A 17,146-nucleotide genomic window follows, 5' to 3' on the forward strand; every position below is an offset into this window, starting at 1 on the left:
TTAGCCGCGCAAGCCCTTGTACAGGGCCATGTACCGGTCGGCCATTTTCACGTCCGTGTAGCCGGTGACGGATTCCGCGCCGCCCGAGACCAGCCGGTCGCTGAGTTCCCGGTCGTTGACCAGGCGGACGATGCACGCGGCCAGGTCGGCCGCGTCGCGGTTCCTGAAGACCAGGCCGTCGCGTTCGTGGGTGACCAGTTCGAGGTTGGAGGGCAGGTCCGAGGTGATCACCGGGGTCCGGGTGGCCCAGCCCTCTTTGATGACCGCGTTGGACCCTTCGCCGTCCACGGACGGGACGGTCAGGATGTTGATCTCGGGCAGGACCTCGCGGCTGTCGCGGTACCCCAGGAAAAGGATGGAATCGGCCAGGTTGAGTTTTTCGGCCTGCCTCTTGAGATCCTGCTGCAAGGGGCCTTCGCCCGCGATCATGCACTGCCAGTCCGGCATGTTCGGGGACTTGCGCAGATGGGCCAGGGCCTCGATGAGGACTTCGAACCCCTTTTGCGAGCTGAGCGCGCCCACGGCACCGAGGGTCAGCACCGGATGCTGGCGTGACTCGGTGGTGTACATGGCCGGGTCGATGCCGCTGTGGATGACCGTGGTCTTTTCCTCGGGCACGCCGCAGTCCACCAGAACCTCCTGGATCTCGCGGCTGACGGCGACCATGACGTCGCCCAGGAGGTACTTGTTCTTGCTCCAGCCCGGCTTGAGGCGGTAGGACACCCGGCGGCTGTGGACCAGCCGGAAAGTGTTGCGCAGCTTTTTGGCCATGGCCCCCAGGGACGCGCCCTTGGCGTCGTTGGTGTGAACCACGTCCGGCTTGAAGGATTTGACGATCCCAAGCACCCGGAGGATGTTCATGGGATTGTAGTCCGTGTGGCCGGGGAGCTCGGTGAAGGGGATGCCGTCGGCCGTGAGCAGGGGCTTGAGGGGCGAGTCCCCGGGTATCGCGACCAGGGGTTCGAACCGTTCGGCGCGGTGCAGGGCCCGCGCCAGATAATATACCTGGCGTTGTCCGCCGCGCATGATCTTGCCCAGGTCGAGTAACAGTACCTTCAACGTAAACCTCTTCTATTTCAAAGCCTTTTTCGTCGCCTCGGCAACGGCTTCCAGGCTGGGGCAGACCGCGAATCCGGCTCTGCCCATGGTTTCAAGCTTGTCTTGTATGCCGCCGCCGGCCTCCAATATGGCTCCGGCGTGGCCCAGTCGTTTGCCCGCTGGGGCGGTCTGTCCGGCGATGAACGAGATGACCGGTTTGTCGAATCCCGTGCGGACGACGTATTCAGCCAGATTCTCCTCTGCCTGTCCACCGATTTCACCAAGGATGATCACGGCCCTGGTTTGGTCGTGATTTCGAATCATTTCAAACAGATCAACAAAATCGACTCCGATGAACGGGTCGCCGCCGATGCCCACGCATATGGATTGGCCGATTCCGGCCCGGGTCAAACGGTCGGCCACCTCGTAGGTCAGGGTGCCGCTGCGGGAGAACACGGCCACCGGTCCGGGCATGAACGGCATGGTGGGCATGATCCCGATCTTGGTCTTGCCCGGGACGATGATCCCCGGCGTGTTCGGGCCGACGATGCGGGTGGGTGAGCCCTCGGCCCGCTCGAAGGCGGCCAGCATTTCGTGCTGGGTGATGCCTTCGGTGATGCACACGGTCCACGGGATTCCGTTGTCCACGGCCTCGGCCACGGCGTCGGCGGCCATGCGCGGCGGCACGAAGATGATGGACGCCCCGATGTCATGGTGGCGTTTGGCCTCGGCGATGGAGTTGTAGACCGGGACGCCGAGGGTCTCCTGGCCGCCCTTGAACGGGGTCACGCCCGCCACCACCCTGGCCCCGTACTCCTGCATGAGCCGGGTGTGCAGCTGGCCTTCGCGGCCGGTGATGCCCTGGACCAGGATGGGAGTGTCCGCGCCGATGAGGAAATGCGCATCGCTTCGCCAATCCGTGGGAGCCGGTCGCGGCCCGAGGGGGATGTCCAGGGGAGCGGGGTGATCCACCGGCGCGGCGTCGGCGGGCCGGATGGTGTCCAGGATGGCTATGGCCGCCTGCATGTCAGCGGCCATGTGCAGGTTGTTCCCGTCCATTTCCCTGAGGATCTTGAGTCCGGCCTCGGCGTCCTTGCCGGACATGCGGACCACGATGGGTTTTTTCGGCGATGTGCCCCCAAGGGCACCCTGCATGGCCAGGGCGACCTTTTCACAGGAGAGTATTCCACCGAAGAGATTGATGAAAATTGCCTTGACCCGGGTATCGCCGAAGAGCAGCTCCAGGGCGGTCTCCATGCGTTTCTGGTCGGCTGCGCCACCCAGGTCCAGAAAGTTGCTGGCGGGCAGGCCGGAGAAGTTGAGCAGGTCCATGGTGGCCATGGCCAGCCCCGCGCCGTTGACCATCAGCCCAACCCAGCCAGGCAGGCGGACAAAGGACAACCCGGCGTCGCGGGCCATGTTCTCCTCGGGCGCGGCGTGTTCTCGCCTGCGGTACACCTCTGTCTCGGGGTGCAGGTCCGCGAAGTTGTCGTCCATTTCCACCTTGCCGTCCAGGGCCACCAGCCGGTTGTCCGGGGTCAGGACCAGGGGGTTGATCTCGGCCAGAAGCAAGCCGTTGTCGAGCAGGCAGCGGAACAGGGCGTCCAGGAACCCGGCGAAATCCCGGAACCGTTCCCTGTCCAGGCCGAGATGGAAGAAGGCCGCCCTGATCTGGTGCGGGGCCGGGCCTTCGGGCAGGCGTATCTTCTGGATCAGAAGGTTTTCCGCGCCCTGTTTCTCGACCTCCACCCCTCCCTGGCGGCCGCAGGTCAGCAGTATGCAGCGCTGCCGACGGGACACGGACAGGGAGAGGTAGAACTCGTGGGCTATGTCCTCGCCCGGCTCCACGCGGATGAACGGTACGGATTCGCCCTTGATTTCGCGGGAGAACAGCTTGCGGGCCTTGGCCGGAAAGTCGGCGGGGTCGTCGATGCGCAGAATGCCCCCGGCCTTGCCGCGCCCGCCGGACAGGATCTGGGCCTTGAGGAACCAGGGCAGGGGGTAGCCCGGGGCGAAATCGTCTTCCTCGCCGGGGAAGACTGCCGCGCCTTGGGGGACGGGAATTGCGGACGCTGCGAAGAGGAGTTTGCTGTTGTGCTCATCGAGTAACATGGATGGCTCCTGGTCTTGGCTTATGGGACGGTGGAACCTTAGTGGGTTTGAGCGTTTGAATCAATGTAAATATATTGACCATGGCGTTGTTTGGAGGGAAAATGGATTCTTAGGACGGGTAAGGTCCTGAAAGCGGAGGAATCGTGTCAGACATCAGTGATTTTGCCGACCAGTTGCAGGCCGATGTGATCTCGGACATGGCCGAGAGTTTTTTCGGCGACAGGAAGGAGCTGGACAACGCGCTGGAAGCCTTCGCGCTCATGGTCGAGGAATTCCTGCCTGTCATCGAGACCATGTTCCGGGCGGCCGCGACCCTGCGTCTGTTGCTCCTGGACGAGGCCACGACGGACGCCTTCTGCGCCGAGCTCGGCCTTGATCCCCACCGGCTCCCTCCGTCCGAGGACGCCCCCATTCTGGTCCGAGAATCCCTGCCGTTCACCCTGACCGCCAAGGGACGGTACGCGGTCTGCGTGGAAGCGGCCTACCGGGGGCTTTTCGACGCCATCCGGGATTACCTCCACGGGCACTATTACGACGATCCCAAGCGGCCCGGCCGCAAACGGATGACCATGCACTACCATCGGCTCGAGGAGATCGCCGACATCATTAACGAAAAGGTCCACAAGGCCAACAACGACCGGTCCGTGTCGTCCGTGCTGCGGGAAGTGAAGAACATGAACCCCGAACAGATGGAACGCGAGGACCTGCTCGGCGACGTCTGCTACGGCAGGGGCGAGGGGCTCGACAGGGACATGTGCTTCATGCCCATCGATTTCGACGGCTACCGTTTCCCCGAGGTGACCGAACCGCCGCCGCTGGATGCGGTCAGGCCCGCCCTGAGACGGTTCTGCAAACGCGTTTACGACGAGCGCCGGGAAGAGGCGCTCAAGGCCGTGGACGCGTTCAGAGGGCGTTGAGCCGACCGGCTAGGCCGCGTTGATCCGGGCGAGGATTTTTTCCAGGGTCTCGGGAACCTCGGCCTCCGCGACCTGGCAGGTGCCCACTGCCCGGTGTCCGCCGCCGCCCAGGGTGAGCATCAGCGAACCCACGTCCACTTTGCTCGTCCTGTTGATGATGGAATGGCCCACGGACAGGACCACGTTCTGTCTCTTGAATCCCCAGATGACGCGCACGCTGATGGAGCACTCCGGGAACAGGGTGTAGATCATGAACCGGTTGCCGCAGTAGATGGGCTCCTGATGGCGCAGGTCCAGGATCACGGCGTCGCCGTGGACCTCGGCGTTGTCCCGCAGCATTTGGGCGAAGTCCTCGCTATCCCCGAAATACTTGTCCACGCGTTCCTTCACGTCGTTGATTTCAAGGATTTCCCGCGCCGTCATGGTCCGGCAGTACTCGATCATGTCGAGCATGAGCTGGTAGTTGCTGATGCGGTAGTCCCGGTAACGGCCGAGTCCGGTCCGGGGATCCATGATGAAGCCGAGCAGGATCCAGTCGGTGGGATGGGTGATCTCCTCCACGGTCAGGCTCGCCGAATCCACCTTGTCCACGGCCTTGACGAACGCGTCGCACGCGGCCGGAAATTTGTCCGGGCCGTAATACTCGTAGACCACCCGCGCGCAGCTGGCCAGAGGTCGGCTCGCGCCCTCGAATTCGATCTCCCCCAGCCGGTCCTTTTCACTGGTGTGGTGATCGAACCACAGGCCGCAGCCCTTGACGTAGGGCACGTTGGCCAGGACGTCGCCGCCGCCGACCTCCACCCGGCCGTCCTGCAGGTCCTTGGGGTGGGCGAAGAGGTAATCATCGATGATTCCCAGGTGCTTGAGCAGGGTGGCGCAGGCCAGGCCGTCGAAGTCGGATCGGGTCACGAGTCTCATGCTGATTCTCCATGTATCGCGGGTGATTGCCGGTTGTCTTCGCCTGTCTTATGCAGGATGATGCATGCTAGACGGTCGGGGAATGTTTGTCAAAGCCGCTGCCCGGCGGTCAGCCGCCGCGCAGGACCTCGGCCCGGAGCATGCGCAGCTTTTCTCCGGACTCGGCCCCGTGGTTCATGTCCTTCGGGGCGAGCCGGACCGGCAGGATGGCCGCCAGCTCCGTCCGGGCGCGTTCAAGATGATCCTCGCCGTGGTCGGCCAGGACGAGTTTGAACAGGGGGACGAGGGTACCGGACAGGTGCAGGTCCATGAGCAGGTCCACCCGGGTGCCGGGGCGCAGGTGGCCGTAGCGGGCCGCGGTCATGTGCCAGCGCGCGGCCTTCATGCCCGCGGTCTTGTATTCGTTGGGCATGCGCAGCCGCAGGGCGGCGGTCTCGGCCAGGGGCACGCCCGCCAGGTCGTGGCCGTAGTGGCGGGGCCACCGTTCGCGGGGTGTCAGGGTCTTGCCGAGGTCGTGGGCCAGTCCCATCCAGACCGCCACCGGGTCCCCGGCCAGATCGTCCATGACCCGGCAGGTGTGGGTCAGCATGTCGCTGTGGTGGTAGGGCGCGGGGCCCGCCGGGACGGACCGGCCGGTCTCGAACTCCGGAAACCACGGCAGGAGGCAGCCCGACTCGGCCAGCAGCCGCAGGAAGTTGCCGGGTTTCGGGCTCTCCAGGACCTTGCGCAGTTCCGGCACCACCCGGTCGGCGGAGAGGGACGCAAGCCCTCCCGAAGCGCCGACCGCGCGCATGGCCGTGATCAGTTCCGCATGGGCGGTGAAGTCCGGCAACTGGGCCGCGAAACGGGCCGCGCGAAGGACGCGCAGGGGGTCGTCGGTCAGGGAATGGTCCGAGGCCGGGCGCAGGATGCGGGCCGCGAGGTCGTTCAGCCCCTGCGGATGGCAGACGAGTTCGCCGTCCTCGTCGAGCAGTTGCGCATTGACAGTCAGGTCGCGGGCTTTTAATTCTTCATCAAGGGAGTCGGCCCTGGGAAAGGAGAACTCCAGGCCGTCCACCAGGAAGACCGGAAAGGTCCGGCCCACCTCGCGGGCGGCCGGAAAGGCCCGGCGGAACTCCTCGCGGGTGGCACCCATGACCAGGTAATCCCTGTCGTGCAGGGGCCTGCCGAGCAGGAGATCGCGGACCGCGCCGCCAGCCAGATAGACTTTCATTGCCCACGTGTAGCACAAGGTAACCCATGCTTCCACAAGGAATTTTTCTCATGGATCCGGTGACCGCCGACGAGCCGCCGGTGCATCCGCTGTGGCAGGGGGACCTGCGCGAATACGGCCCCTGGACCCCGGCGGATAGGGACGCGGTCCCGGCAGGCTGGCTCATGGGCGGCGGGCTCGCGAACGGCACCGTGGTCGTTGCCCGGTCCTGCACCAGCACCATGGAGCTGGCCGCCCGGCTGGTCGCCGACGGCAGGCTCGGCCCGTGGGGCGCGGTGGTCTGCGCCCGGCAGACGCGGGGCAGGGGCCAGCTCAGGCGGCCGTGGGCGTCCTTGGCCGGGAACCTGCACGCTTCCATCGTGCTCCCGCCCGCGCCCGCGACAGGGACATGGGCCAAGGCCCTGTCCGACCTCCTGCCCCTGGTCGTGGGACACGTGTTCTCCGAGGTCCTGAGCGGCCTGGGCGCGGAGCTGAGGATCAAGTGGCCGAACGACATTCTTCAGGATGGCCGCAAGGTTGGCGGGATGCTGATCGAAGAGCGAAACGGTACGTCCATCGTCGGCGTGGGGCTGAATCTCGCCGACTGTCCGGATGATTCGCAAATGCGCGAAGATCGTTCGGTGCCCGCCGCAAAAATCCGGCTTCCGTTCTTTTCTTCCGGCCCCGCAGCCCTCATCGATCAGCTTGTAAACCATGGGGAAAGCGTGTATGCAGTAATGCTCGACGAGATTCCACCCCCTCGATTCATCTCCATGTTCGAGAGCAAACTCGCCTGGTTCGGACGAACTATCTTGGTCAAGGAAGGAGACGATAGCTCCTACGAGGCTCTTTTGGCGGGCCTTTCCTTGGATGGTGGACTTGTTCTCCGTCGAGACGGGGGGGAGTCGGTGCTCTATTCGGGATCGATATTTCCTCTCTAGGTCCCGCATGGGGCGGGACGGGCCAATAAGGTTTTTTTCAGTCATTTCTGTCGTAGGAGACCAGTGAGATTCATGCAGCCGAAGTCCTTTGAACAGGTACTTGAAGAGGTCAAGGGGAAGCGGATACTGGTGGCCAACCGGGGTATCCCGGCCAGGCGCATCTGCCGTTCCATCACCGAAATGTTCAACGCCAAGGCGATAATGACCGCCACCGACGTTGATAAAACCTCTCCGGCATCCTCCGGAGCCAACGAGCTGTTGATGCTCGGCTCCGACCCCCGGGCGTATCTGGATCAGGACAAAATCATCCACGAGGCCAAAGCCAACAACGTGGTCGCCATCCATCCGGGTTGGGGATTCTGCTCGGAAGACGACTCCTTCCCGGCCCGCTGCGCCAAGGAGGGGATCATCTTCATCGGCCCCGAGCAGGAGCCCATGCGCATTCTGGGCAACAAGGTGGCCGTGCGCAAGCTGGCCATCGAGCAGGGCGTGCCCGTGGTCCCCGGCTCCGAAGGGGCCGTGTCCATCCCCGAGGCGCGCAAGATCGCCCAGGAGATCGGTTTCCCGGTGATGCTCAAGGCCGAAGGCGGCGGCGGCGGCCGAGGCATCTACGAGGTCTACCAGGAAGAAGACCTTGAAAACGCCTTTTCCAAGGCCTCGGCCCTGGCTCAGGCCTCCTTCGGCAATCCGCGCCTGTACGTGGAAAAGCTGCTGACCTCGGTGCGCCACATCGAGATCCAGGTCATCGCCGACCAGTACGGCAACGTGTTCTGTCTGGACGAGCGCGACTGCACGGTCCAGCGCAACCACCAGAAGCTCATCGAGATCACTCCGTCTCCGTGGCCCAAGTTCACCCCCGAGCTGCGCGAACAGCTCAAGGATTACGCCCGGCGGCTGGTTTCGTCCGTGGGCTACTATTCCCTGGCCACCGTCGAGTTTCTGGTGGACGGCGACGGCGTGCCGTACCTCATCGAGGTCAACACCCGGCTCCAGGTGGAGCACGGCATCACCGAGTGCCGCTACGGCATCGACCTGGTGGAGGAGCAGATCGCCATCGCCTTCGGTGCCAAGCTGCGCCTGAACGAGGAGAACACCAAGCCGTTCCAGTGGGCCATGCAGTGCCGGATCAACTGCGAGGACCCGCAGAAGCATTTCGAACCCAACTCCGGGCGCATCACCCGGTACGTCTCGCCCGGCGGGCAGGGCATCCGCATCGACTCCTGCGTGGGCGACGGCTACCGCTTCCCGTCCAACTACGACTCGGCGGCCTCCCTGCTGATCGCCTACGGCAACTCCTGGAAGAAGGTCGTGGCCCTGATGACCCGGGCCCTGCGCGAGTACATGATCGGCGGGGTCAAGACGACCATCCCGTTTCACCGCAAGATCATCGACCATCTGAAGTTCGTCGAGGCGGACTACGACACCAACTTCGTCCGCCAGAACTACGCCGAGCTCATGGACTACTCCGACCGCGAGCCGGATTCCCTGCGCCTGACCCGGCTGGTGGCCGAGATATCGGCCCAGGGATACAACCGGTACGTCCAGCTGGGCGAATACCGGGGTCGCGAGGACAAGAGGGTGGGCCGGTTCCACCTGGCCAAACCGCCCGAGGTGTCCTCCTGGTTCGAGCCGCGTTTCTCGCGCAAGATGGACCGCGACGCCATCCTGGACACCCTGCGCACGGACCGCGAGGCCGGGATCATCCACATGACGGACACCACGACCCGCGACATCACCCAGTCCAACAGCGGCAACCGGTTCCGCCTGGCCGAAGACCGCATCATCGGCCCCTCGCTCGACAAATGCGGCTTTTTCTCCCTGGAGAACGGCGGCGGGGCGCACTTCCACGTGGCCATGCTCGCGAACATGACCTATCCGTTCTCCGAGGCGGCCGAGTGGAACAAGTTCGCGCCCAATACCCTCAAGCAGATTCTCATCCGGTCGACCAACATCCTGGGCTACAAACCGCAGCCCAAGAACGTCATGCGGCTGACCGGCGAGATGATCAACGAGCACTACGAGATCATCCGCTGTTTCGACTTTCTTAACCATGTCGACAACATGCGGCCGTTCGCCGAGGTGGCCATGACCTCGAAGAGAAACATCTTCGAACCCGCCATCTCCCTGTCCTGGGCCAAGGGCTTCACGGTCGAGCGATACATGACCGTGACCGACGAGATCATCCACATGTGCTCCGAGGCCGCGGGCGTGACCCCCAAGCAGGCCGAGAAGATGATCATCCTGGGCCTCAAGGACATGGGCGGCGTGTGCCCCCCGAGGTTCATGCGCGAACTCATCGGCGCCATCACCAAGAAATATCCCGAACTGGTCATCCACAGCCACCGGCATTACACCGATGGGTTGTTCGTCCCGACCATGGGCGCGGCCGCCGAGGCAGGCGCGCACATCGTGGACGTGGCCATCGGCGCGAGCGTGCGCTGGTACGGCCAGGGCGAGGTCCTGTCCACGGCGGCCTACATCGAGGACGAGATCGGACTGAAGACCCACCTCGACAAGGACATGATCCGGGCCACCAACTTCCGGCTCAAGCAGATCATGCCGTACTACGACCGCTACACCGCTCCGTACTTCCAGGGCATCGACCATGACGTGGTCCGCCACGGCATGCCCGGCGGCGCGACGTCCTCCTCCCAGGAGGGGGCGCTCAAGCAGGGCTACATCAAGCTGTTGCCCTACATGCTCAAGTTCCTGGAAGGGACCCGCAAGGTGGTTCGCTACCACGACGTCACCCCGGGCTCCCAGATCACCTGGAACACCGCCTTCCTGGCCGTGACCGGGGCCTACAAGCGCGGCGGCGAGCGGGAAGTGCGCCGCCTGCTGAACATGCTCGACGTGGTCACCTTGTGCCGCGAGGACGAGCTGACCGATCTCGAGCGCGAGGCGCGTCTCGACCTGTACCGCGACTCCAACGACGCCTTCCGCAACCTGCTGCTCGGCAAGTTCGGCAAGCTGCCCCTGGGCTTCCCGGCCGACTGGGTCTACCAGTCCGCCTTCGGTTCGGGCTGGGAGACGGCCATCAAGGAGCGCACCGAGGCCTCCCCGCTGACCACCCTCAAGGATGTGGACCTGGTGGCCGAGAAGAAGGCGCTCCAGTCCCGCCTGCACCGCCAGCCCACCGAGGAAGAGTTCATCATGTATCTCAACCATCCGGGCGACGCCATCAAGACCATCGACTTCTGCGAGAAGTTCGGCAACATCAACAACCTGCCCGTGGACATCTGGTTCGAGGGTCTGGAGAAGGGCGAGGTCCTGGACTTCCAGGGCAACTGCAAGAAGCCGCACCTCATGCGCATCCTGGACATCTCCGAGCCGGACGAGAACGGCATGGCCGTGGTCCGCTACGTGCTCGACTCCGAGATCATGAGCCACCAGGTCAAGGTGGCCGAGGCCGAGGCCGGGGGCAAGGACGCCACCGAGATGGCCGATCCGGCCAACGTCTACCACGTGGGCTCGCCCAGCAACGGCGACCTGTGGGTCACCCATGTGCGTCCCGGCGACCGCGTCAAGGCGGGCGAGGAGTTGTTCAACATCTCCATCATGAAGCAGGAGAAGGCGGTCCTGGCGCCGGTCACCGGCATGGTCCGGCGGGTCATCAAGTCCGCCAACTACACCGAGGACAAGAAGATGATCCCGGTGGTGGAAGGGGAGCTGCTCGTGGAGCTCGGACCCGAGGCGGGCACCTGCCCCACCTGCAAGGTCGACGTGCCCATGGAGGATTGCAACTTCTGCCCCAACTGCGGCCAGAAACTGTAAAAAAATAACACGACCGATTGAATTGGTCTGATCCGGCAGCTCGTCGTTCTATGACGAAGCGATATCCGAAATGAATCGGCCGACGCGCTACAACAGCGCGTCGGCCTTTATTTTTATCGATTCAGCAGAATTCAAGAGACATAATCTCAGACGTTTTTTGGAGTTTTTGTTGCAAGTAATTGGCATAATGGTTGGACCAATTGTTTCGTTGACGAAGCGGTAATTAACCCTGTAAGCGGAAACTCGAACCGCAGATTTTGATTGTTCTTTTTTGATGATTCAAAATAGAAAGCGCCGTGGTTTCAGGGTGGGGCGAAGTGAGAAACGTCCGCCCGGCACGGTTATACCAGGAGGAAGAGATGGCCAAAGCCAAAAATGACGCAACGGATAAAGCACCGGCGGCCAAAGCCAAGAAACCCGATGCCAAGGTGGAGAGTCTCAAGCAGAAGCTCGTCCTGAACGGCGCCGAAATCAAGAAAATCGGTGAAGACGCCGAACTGCTAGTCGGCGGCAAGAACTACAATACGGCTATCATCAGCCAGGTGCCAGGCATCCGCGCTCCGGAGTTCCGGGCTATTTCCTCCAATGCCTTTCATATCCTTCTGGACGAGACCAAGGTGAACGCCGCCGTGGTCCGGGCCACTGTGGACAAGGAGTACAACAAGATCGACTGGTACTCCGACGCGGTCAACGAGGACTCCGACTACCTGCAGCACTTTGTCCGCGAGGTGGGCAAGAAGATCCGCGAGGAGTCCAAGAAGCAGTCCGGCACGCCGATCCGCCTGCGCACCTTCATCAACAACGTGGTCGAGGGCTTTGCCACCTCTCCCGAGGGCATCGACCAGCTGCGCATGCGTTCGGTCCTGGTCCAGTCGGCCATCCTGTCCGTGGAAATGCCCGAAGAGGTCGGCAAGGAGGTCAAGGCCGCCTACCAGTCCATCTGCAAGGAAGCCGGCCTGGACGACGTGCCCGTGGCCGTGCGTTCCTCGGCGGCGGGCGAGGACAGCCGCAAGAAGGCCTTTGCCGGTCTGCAGGACACCTACCTTAACATAGTGGGTGAGGAGGAGTGCCTCGAGGCCTACCATTGGGACTGCGCCTCGGCCTACAACCTGCGCTCCATGACCTACCGCCGCGAGGCCATTCTCGACGCCATCACCAAGGCGGAGAAGACCGGCGACGACTCCATTGCCGAGACCGCCAAGAAGGAGTGGGCCATCGAGCACACCTCCCTGTCGGTCTGCATCATGCGGATGATCAATCCGGTCATCTCGGGCACGGCGTTCAGCGCGGACACCGCCACCGGCTGCCGGGGCACGGACCGCAACGATCTCGTGTCCATCGACGCCAGCTACGGCCTGGGCGAGGCGGTCGTCGGCGGCATGGTCACCCCGGACAAGTTCTACGTCTTCCAGCGCGACGGCGGCCGCGAAGTGGTCATCCGCTACATGGGCTGCAAGGAAAAGAAGATCGTCTACAAGGAGGATGGCAGCGGCACCCACGTGGTCAAGGTCGCGGACAACGAGGTCTTCCGCTGGGCCCTGTCCATCGCCCAGGCCGAGACCGTGGCCCAGGGCGTGCGCAACATCTCCCGGGCCTACGGCGGGATGATCATGGACACCGAGTTCTGCATCGACAAGACCGACCGTCTGTGGTTCGTCCAGGCCCGGCCCGAGACCCGCTGGAACGAGGACTTCGAGCTCCATCCGCACACTATTTTCATGCGCCGCCTCGAGGTGGACAAGAAGGCCATCGACTCGGCCGAGGTCATCCTGGAAGGCAACGGCGCGTCCCGCGGCGCGGGCCAGGGTACGGTCAAGTATCTGCGTTCCGCCCTGGAACTGAACAAGATCAACAAGGGCGACATCCTGGCCGCCGATCGCACCGACCCGGACATGGTTCCGGGCATGCGCATCGCTTCGGCCATCCTGGCCGACGTGGGCGGCGACACCAGCCACGCGGCCATCACCTCGCGCGAGCTGGGCATCCCGGCCATCATCGGCATCCAGCGCCTGGAGGCCCTGCGCTCCATGGACGGCCAGCAGGTCACCGTGGACGGCTCCCGGGGCAAGGTCTACCGGGGCGAGCTGCCCCTGGTCGAGGTCGGCGGCGAGATCAACGTCAGCGAGCTGCCCGCCACCAAGACCAAGGTCGGCCTGATCCTGGCCGACGTGGGCCAGGCCCTGTTCCTGTCCCGCCTGCGCAACGTGCCCGATTTCGAGGTCGGCCTGCTGCGCGCCGAGTTCATGCTCGGCAACATCGGCGTCCACCCCATGGCGCTTGAGGCCTACGACAAGGACGCCCTCAACGACCTGGTGGAGGAAAAGCTCCAGGAGATGGACCACCACCTGACCAAGGTCATGAAGGAGCAGCTGGATTCCGGCCTGATCACCATGCCGCTGAAACTGCGCGAGTACGTCGGTCTGATCACCGGCCTGGCCCGCGAGATGGAGTCCCTGGCCGAGCAGGAGGGCGCCCGCAGCACGGACGAGGTCCTGGCCATGCACCGCCGCCTGCGCGAGATGGACCACAAGCTTGACGAGCACATCTCCCACGCCACCGAGCGCCTCGACGTGCTCAAGACCTCCATCGACCCCGAGGCCCACGTGGCCGTGGTCCTGGGCTACCACGACATGCTCGAGCCGACCCCGTCGGTCCGAACCGAGGCGTGGAAGATCCGCCAGCAGCATGAGAAGACCGTTTCCGAGTACGTGGCCCGCCTCAAGGAGGATCCCGAATTCGTGGCCCACCTCGACAAGATCACCCGCCTGCGCGAGGAAGTGGCTCTCAAGATGGGCCTGAAGTCCGAGATGGACGAGGTGGCGACCCTGCCCGACCGCATCCGCCGCCTGCTCGAATCGCGCGGCTACACCACCGGCAAGGAGAACTACATCCAGACCCTGTCCCAGGGGCTGGCCCTGTTCGCCATGGCCTTCTACGGCTCCAACATCGTCTACCGGACCACCGACTTCAAATCCAACGAGTACCGCAACTTGCTGGGCGGCTCGCTGTTCGAGGCCCACGAGGACAACCCCATGATCGGCTACCGGGGCGTCTCGCGGAACATCCACGACTGGGAGCTCGAGGCCTTCAAGCTGGCCCGGGGCATCTACGGCGGCCGGAACCTGTCCATCATGTTCCCGTTCGTGCGTACCCTGGAAGAGGCCCGCTCCATGAAGCGCTACCTCAAACAGGTCCACAACCTGGAATCCGGCAAGGACGATCTTAAGGTCATCCTCATGGCAGAGATCCCGAGCAACGCCATCCTGTGCAAGGAATTCCTCAAGGAAGTGGACGGGTTCTCCATCGGCTCCAACGACATGACCCAGATGGTCCTGGCCACGGACCGCGACAACGCCAGCCTGCAGCACATCTACGACGAGGAGGACCCGGCCGTGGTCTGGGCCATTCTGTCCGCCATCTTCGCGGGCCAGAAGGTCGGCAAGAAGGTCGGCTTCTGCGGCCAGGGCGTGTCCAACTCCGTGATCCTGCGCGGCCTGGTGGCCATCGCGGGCATCGTGTCCGCCTCGGTGGTGCCCGACACCTACCATCAGACCAAGCTGGACATGGCCGAGATCGAGTCCGAGAACATCAAAACCAGCGAACTCGGGGCTTGGCTCAAGAAGCAGCACATGGTCAAGTTGCAGGAGCTGCTGGAAGCCAACAGTTACGGGCACATCCTCAAGAAGTACAAGTCTCCCGAGGACTTCATGGAATGGTACGAGGGCGAGCTCGACCGCTTCAGCGAACAGCTGCGCGACCACATGGAGACCCCCAAGGAGGAGTTCTACCGCCAGGAGATGGAGCAGTTCCGCGCCACCTTCCACAAGCCGGTCATCTACGCCAGCTGGGACTGGCACAACACCGTGGAGGACGCCATGCACCACGCCGGTTTCGCGACCTTCGAGGATCAGGAGGCGGCCCTGGAAAAACAGCGCAAGAAGCAGTGGTAGCCACTGCATGAAGGCAATAAAAAAAGGCCCCGACCGCTCAGGTCGGGGCCTTTTCATTTGTTCTGCAAAGGGTCAGGCGATCTTGTCGGTGATGGATCCGATGCCGGTCTCGGCCGCCATCTGGTGCATGGTCTGCTGGATGTCCACGTCCGTGCCGGTGGAGGAGAAGTCCGTGCCCGCGCCGAGGTAATCGTCGGTCCGGGAGGCGACCTCCAGGCCCGCCACGGTTTGTTCGCGGTTGTCCATGCCTCCCGTGGGATTGATGCCCGAGCCGATCTCGTCGGCGTAGTTGTTGAGGGACTCCGGGCCGAGCAGCTGGTTGTCCATGCTCATGCTCTGGATCGTGTCCATGGATATGCTGATGTCCGACATGGGCGCCTCCGTTGTTGGGCAGTGTACCACTAGACTATGCACGAGCCCGAACTGGTTGGCAACCCCATGAGAAATGGGCGCGTCAGCGCCAAAGACGCCCCCGGCCGCAAGGCTGGGACGCGATCCATGGCTGCGTGCGAATCGGCTCAGGACATCTTGTCCAGGAACCCCTGTCCGAGACTCTTCAGGGACTTGGTCAACTTGAGCAGGTCGTCCTCCGGAATCTTGCGGATGGTCTTCCCGTCAGAATCGATGATCTCCACCTGAATCGTGTCGTTGTTCTCCAGGATGTTGAACTTCAGCTTGATGTTCTTGGACTCGAGATGCTCCTCGGCCTCGGCTATCAAGGTGTTCAGTTCCTCCCGGGTGGGGGTGCCGGATTGCCCGTCCGACTGCGCCTCATCCTGCGCCATGACCATGTCATCGCGCCGGACCGAGCCGTCCGGAACGGGCGGCTTGTGCACGGCCTTGGCCGGAACAACGCTCTCCGAGCGCAGCTCTTGCTTCATGTCGATGTTCATCATGGGGATATTCATGGTCTCCCTCCCTGGTGTTGCACGAATCATCCCAACCCAATATGTCTCTTACGATCAATATCGGCCTGATCGTCGTTTTCTTTAGGGTGAGGCAATATTTGGTTTCAAGTATTGTGACGGGTGCGCAAAAGTTGATAATCATTGACGCAAAGTCGATAATTCAATACGATCCGAAAGTATTGAATCAGGCTTGTAACAGGTCGGTTTGCTTGAGTCTTCATGGCGGCCCAATGCACCCTTGGGCGGTCGGTTTTCCATCAAATTCTCCAGAGGGGCAATGCCGTTTTTCCTGAAACACTACTTCGACCCCGACTGGGACCCGGCCAAGCTCACGCCGGAAGAGCAGGCGGACGGAAGCGTGGACCATCACGAGCGCCAGTTTGTCGTGAATGTGGCTGCCGGCGACCTCATCGCCGAATGGATTCCGGTGGAAGAGGCGGGCGATGACCTGGACGAACGGTTCGTCTCCGAGGAAAAATCCTTTCCCGCGGGCAAGGGCACGGGCATCAAGAGGGAGTTTCCGGACAAGCTTTTTGCTGCCGTGGACGGCTACGTCTGCTACAAAGAGGGGAGGATTCTCGTCCGCAATCCGCTGACGGTCCACTCCGACATCGATTATCATACCGGCAACGTGAATTTCGTGGGCAATGTGGTGGTCGAAGGGTCCGTGCGAAGCGGCTTCTCCATCGAGGCCACGGACGTGCGGGTCAATGCCCAGGTGGACGGGGCGACCATCAAGGCCCGGGGTGGTCTGGACTGCCGGGGCGGGGTCAAGGGCGGCCGGAAGGCGCTGCTCAAGGCCGGAAAGGACATGAAGCTGGCCTTTTGCGAATTCGCGACCCTGTTGTCGGGCGGCGACATCATGATCAAGGGCGCGCTGATGCACAGCGAGGTCTACGCGGGCAAGCGGCTGGCCGTGGGCGGACGGCTCACCGGCGGGAACATCTGCGCCTACAATTACATCTACGTGGGCGAACAGCTGGGCGGAGGCATGGACACCGATACCTCCCTGATCCTGGGGTACAAACCGTCGCTGCTCTTCGCGGACCAGCGCTACAACGTACGGATCAAGACCTTGCACGAGGACATCGCCTCCTATGAAAAGGCCTTGAACAAGGGCGAGGAATTCAAGGCCGAATACCAGCCCCGGCTCGAGTCGGCCCGCAGGGAGCTGGATCTACTCAAGGATTTGAAGGTCAAGCTGTGGGACGGCATCTACGCCACCGAACGGCTGGACGACTGCCGGGTTCTTGTACCGGGCGTGGTCAAGCCAGGCGTGGAAATCTGCATCGGTTCCGCATATTATAGAGTGGATGATTTTTTGGAAGATGTCTTTTTCTATTATGACAACGGTGAAGTCAAGATTGGCGCTTCAGCAGCAAAAAGCAAGAAATAA

Annotated in this window: 11 protein-coding genes; 5 read left to right on the top strand and 6 right to left on the bottom strand. The window is 63.0% G+C overall.

The features are described 5' to 3' along the window. Together BerOc1_RS18255 and sucD are read right to left on the bottom strand one after the other, a co-directional pair. The gene (locus BerOc1_RS18255) at positions 1-1,059 is read right to left on the bottom strand and encodes a glycosyltransferase family 4 protein (protein WP_071547346.1); all 1,059 of its coding nucleotides are present in this window, start codon (positions 1,057-1,059) and stop codon (positions 1-3) included. A 12-nt stretch (positions 1,060-1,071) separates the two neighbouring features. Next, positions 1,072-3,150, bottom strand: a complete 2,079-nt coding sequence (gene sucD / locus BerOc1_RS18260) for a succinate--CoA ligase subunit alpha (protein WP_071547347.1) — start codon at positions 3,148-3,150, stop codon at positions 1,072-1,074. A 143-nt stretch (positions 3,151-3,293) separates the two neighbouring features. Between sucD and BerOc1_RS18265 the strand changes: the two genes are divergently transcribed. Beyond that, positions 3,294-4,067 (top strand): hypothetical protein, encoded by a 774-nt coding sequence (locus BerOc1_RS18265; RefSeq protein ID WP_129586586.1) that lies wholly within the window; start codon positions 3,294-3,296, stop codon positions 4,065-4,067. 9 nt (positions 4,068-4,076) lie between these two features. On the opposite strand, the gene BerOc1_RS18270 is transcribed toward BerOc1_RS18265, so the two are convergent. Further along, complete coding sequence (locus BerOc1_RS18270; protein WP_071547349.1) at positions 4,077-4,985, bottom strand: exopolyphosphatase; 909 nt, start codon at positions 4,983-4,985, stop codon at positions 4,077-4,079. Positions 4,986-5,094: 109 nt separating this feature from the next. Next, positions 5,095-6,198, bottom strand: coding sequence for a tRNA nucleotidyltransferase/poly(A) polymerase-related protein (locus BerOc1_RS18275; RefSeq protein ID WP_071547350.1), 1,104 nt, complete (start codon positions 6,196-6,198; stop codon positions 5,095-5,097). Positions 6,199-6,224: 26 nt separating this feature from the next. On the opposite strand from BerOc1_RS18275, the gene BerOc1_RS18280 reads away from it, so the two are divergent. From BerOc1_RS18280 to BerOc1_RS18290, 3 genes are all read left to right on the top strand, one after another. Next, positions 6,225-7,118 carry a biotin--[acetyl-CoA-carboxylase] ligase gene (locus BerOc1_RS18280; RefSeq protein ID WP_071547351.1) on the top strand — a complete coding sequence of 298 codons (894 nt, stop codon included), beginning with the start codon at positions 6,225-6,227 and terminating at the stop codon, positions 7,116-7,118. Between the two features lie 72 nt (positions 7,119-7,190). Continuing rightward, a complete protein-coding gene (locus BerOc1_RS18285) occupies positions 7,191-10,892 on the top strand; it encodes a pyruvate carboxylase (RefSeq protein ID WP_071547352.1) in 3,702 nt (1,233 codons plus the stop codon). 359 nt (positions 10,893-11,251) lie between these two features. Then, entirely contained in the window at positions 11,252-14,842 is a 3,591-nt protein-coding gene (locus tag BerOc1_RS18290) for a PEP/pyruvate-binding domain-containing protein (RefSeq protein WP_071547353.1), read from the top strand. A gap of 72 nt (positions 14,843-14,914) precedes the next feature. On the opposite strand, the gene BerOc1_RS18295 is transcribed toward BerOc1_RS18290, so the two are convergent. Continuing rightward, a complete protein-coding gene (locus BerOc1_RS18295) occupies positions 14,915-15,214 on the bottom strand; it encodes a hypothetical protein (protein ID WP_071547354.1) in 300 nt (99 codons plus the stop codon). 146 nt (positions 15,215-15,360) lie between these two features. Continuing rightward, positions 15,361-15,750, bottom strand: coding sequence for a flagellar protein FlaG (locus tag BerOc1_RS18300; RefSeq protein WP_071547355.1), 390 nt, complete (start codon positions 15,748-15,750; stop codon positions 15,361-15,363). A 277-nt stretch (positions 15,751-16,027) separates the two neighbouring features. Between BerOc1_RS18300 and BerOc1_RS18305 the strand changes: the two genes are divergently transcribed. Continuing rightward, positions 16,028-17,146, top strand: coding sequence for a FapA family protein (locus BerOc1_RS18305; protein ID WP_071547356.1), 1,119 nt, complete (start codon positions 16,028-16,030; stop codon positions 17,144-17,146).

The sequence above is a fragment of the Pseudodesulfovibrio hydrargyri genome (genome assembly GCF_001874525.1).
In the GTDB taxonomy this organism is placed as follows: domain Bacteria; phylum Desulfobacterota; class Desulfovibrionia; order Desulfovibrionales; family Desulfovibrionaceae; genus Pseudodesulfovibrio; species Pseudodesulfovibrio hydrargyri.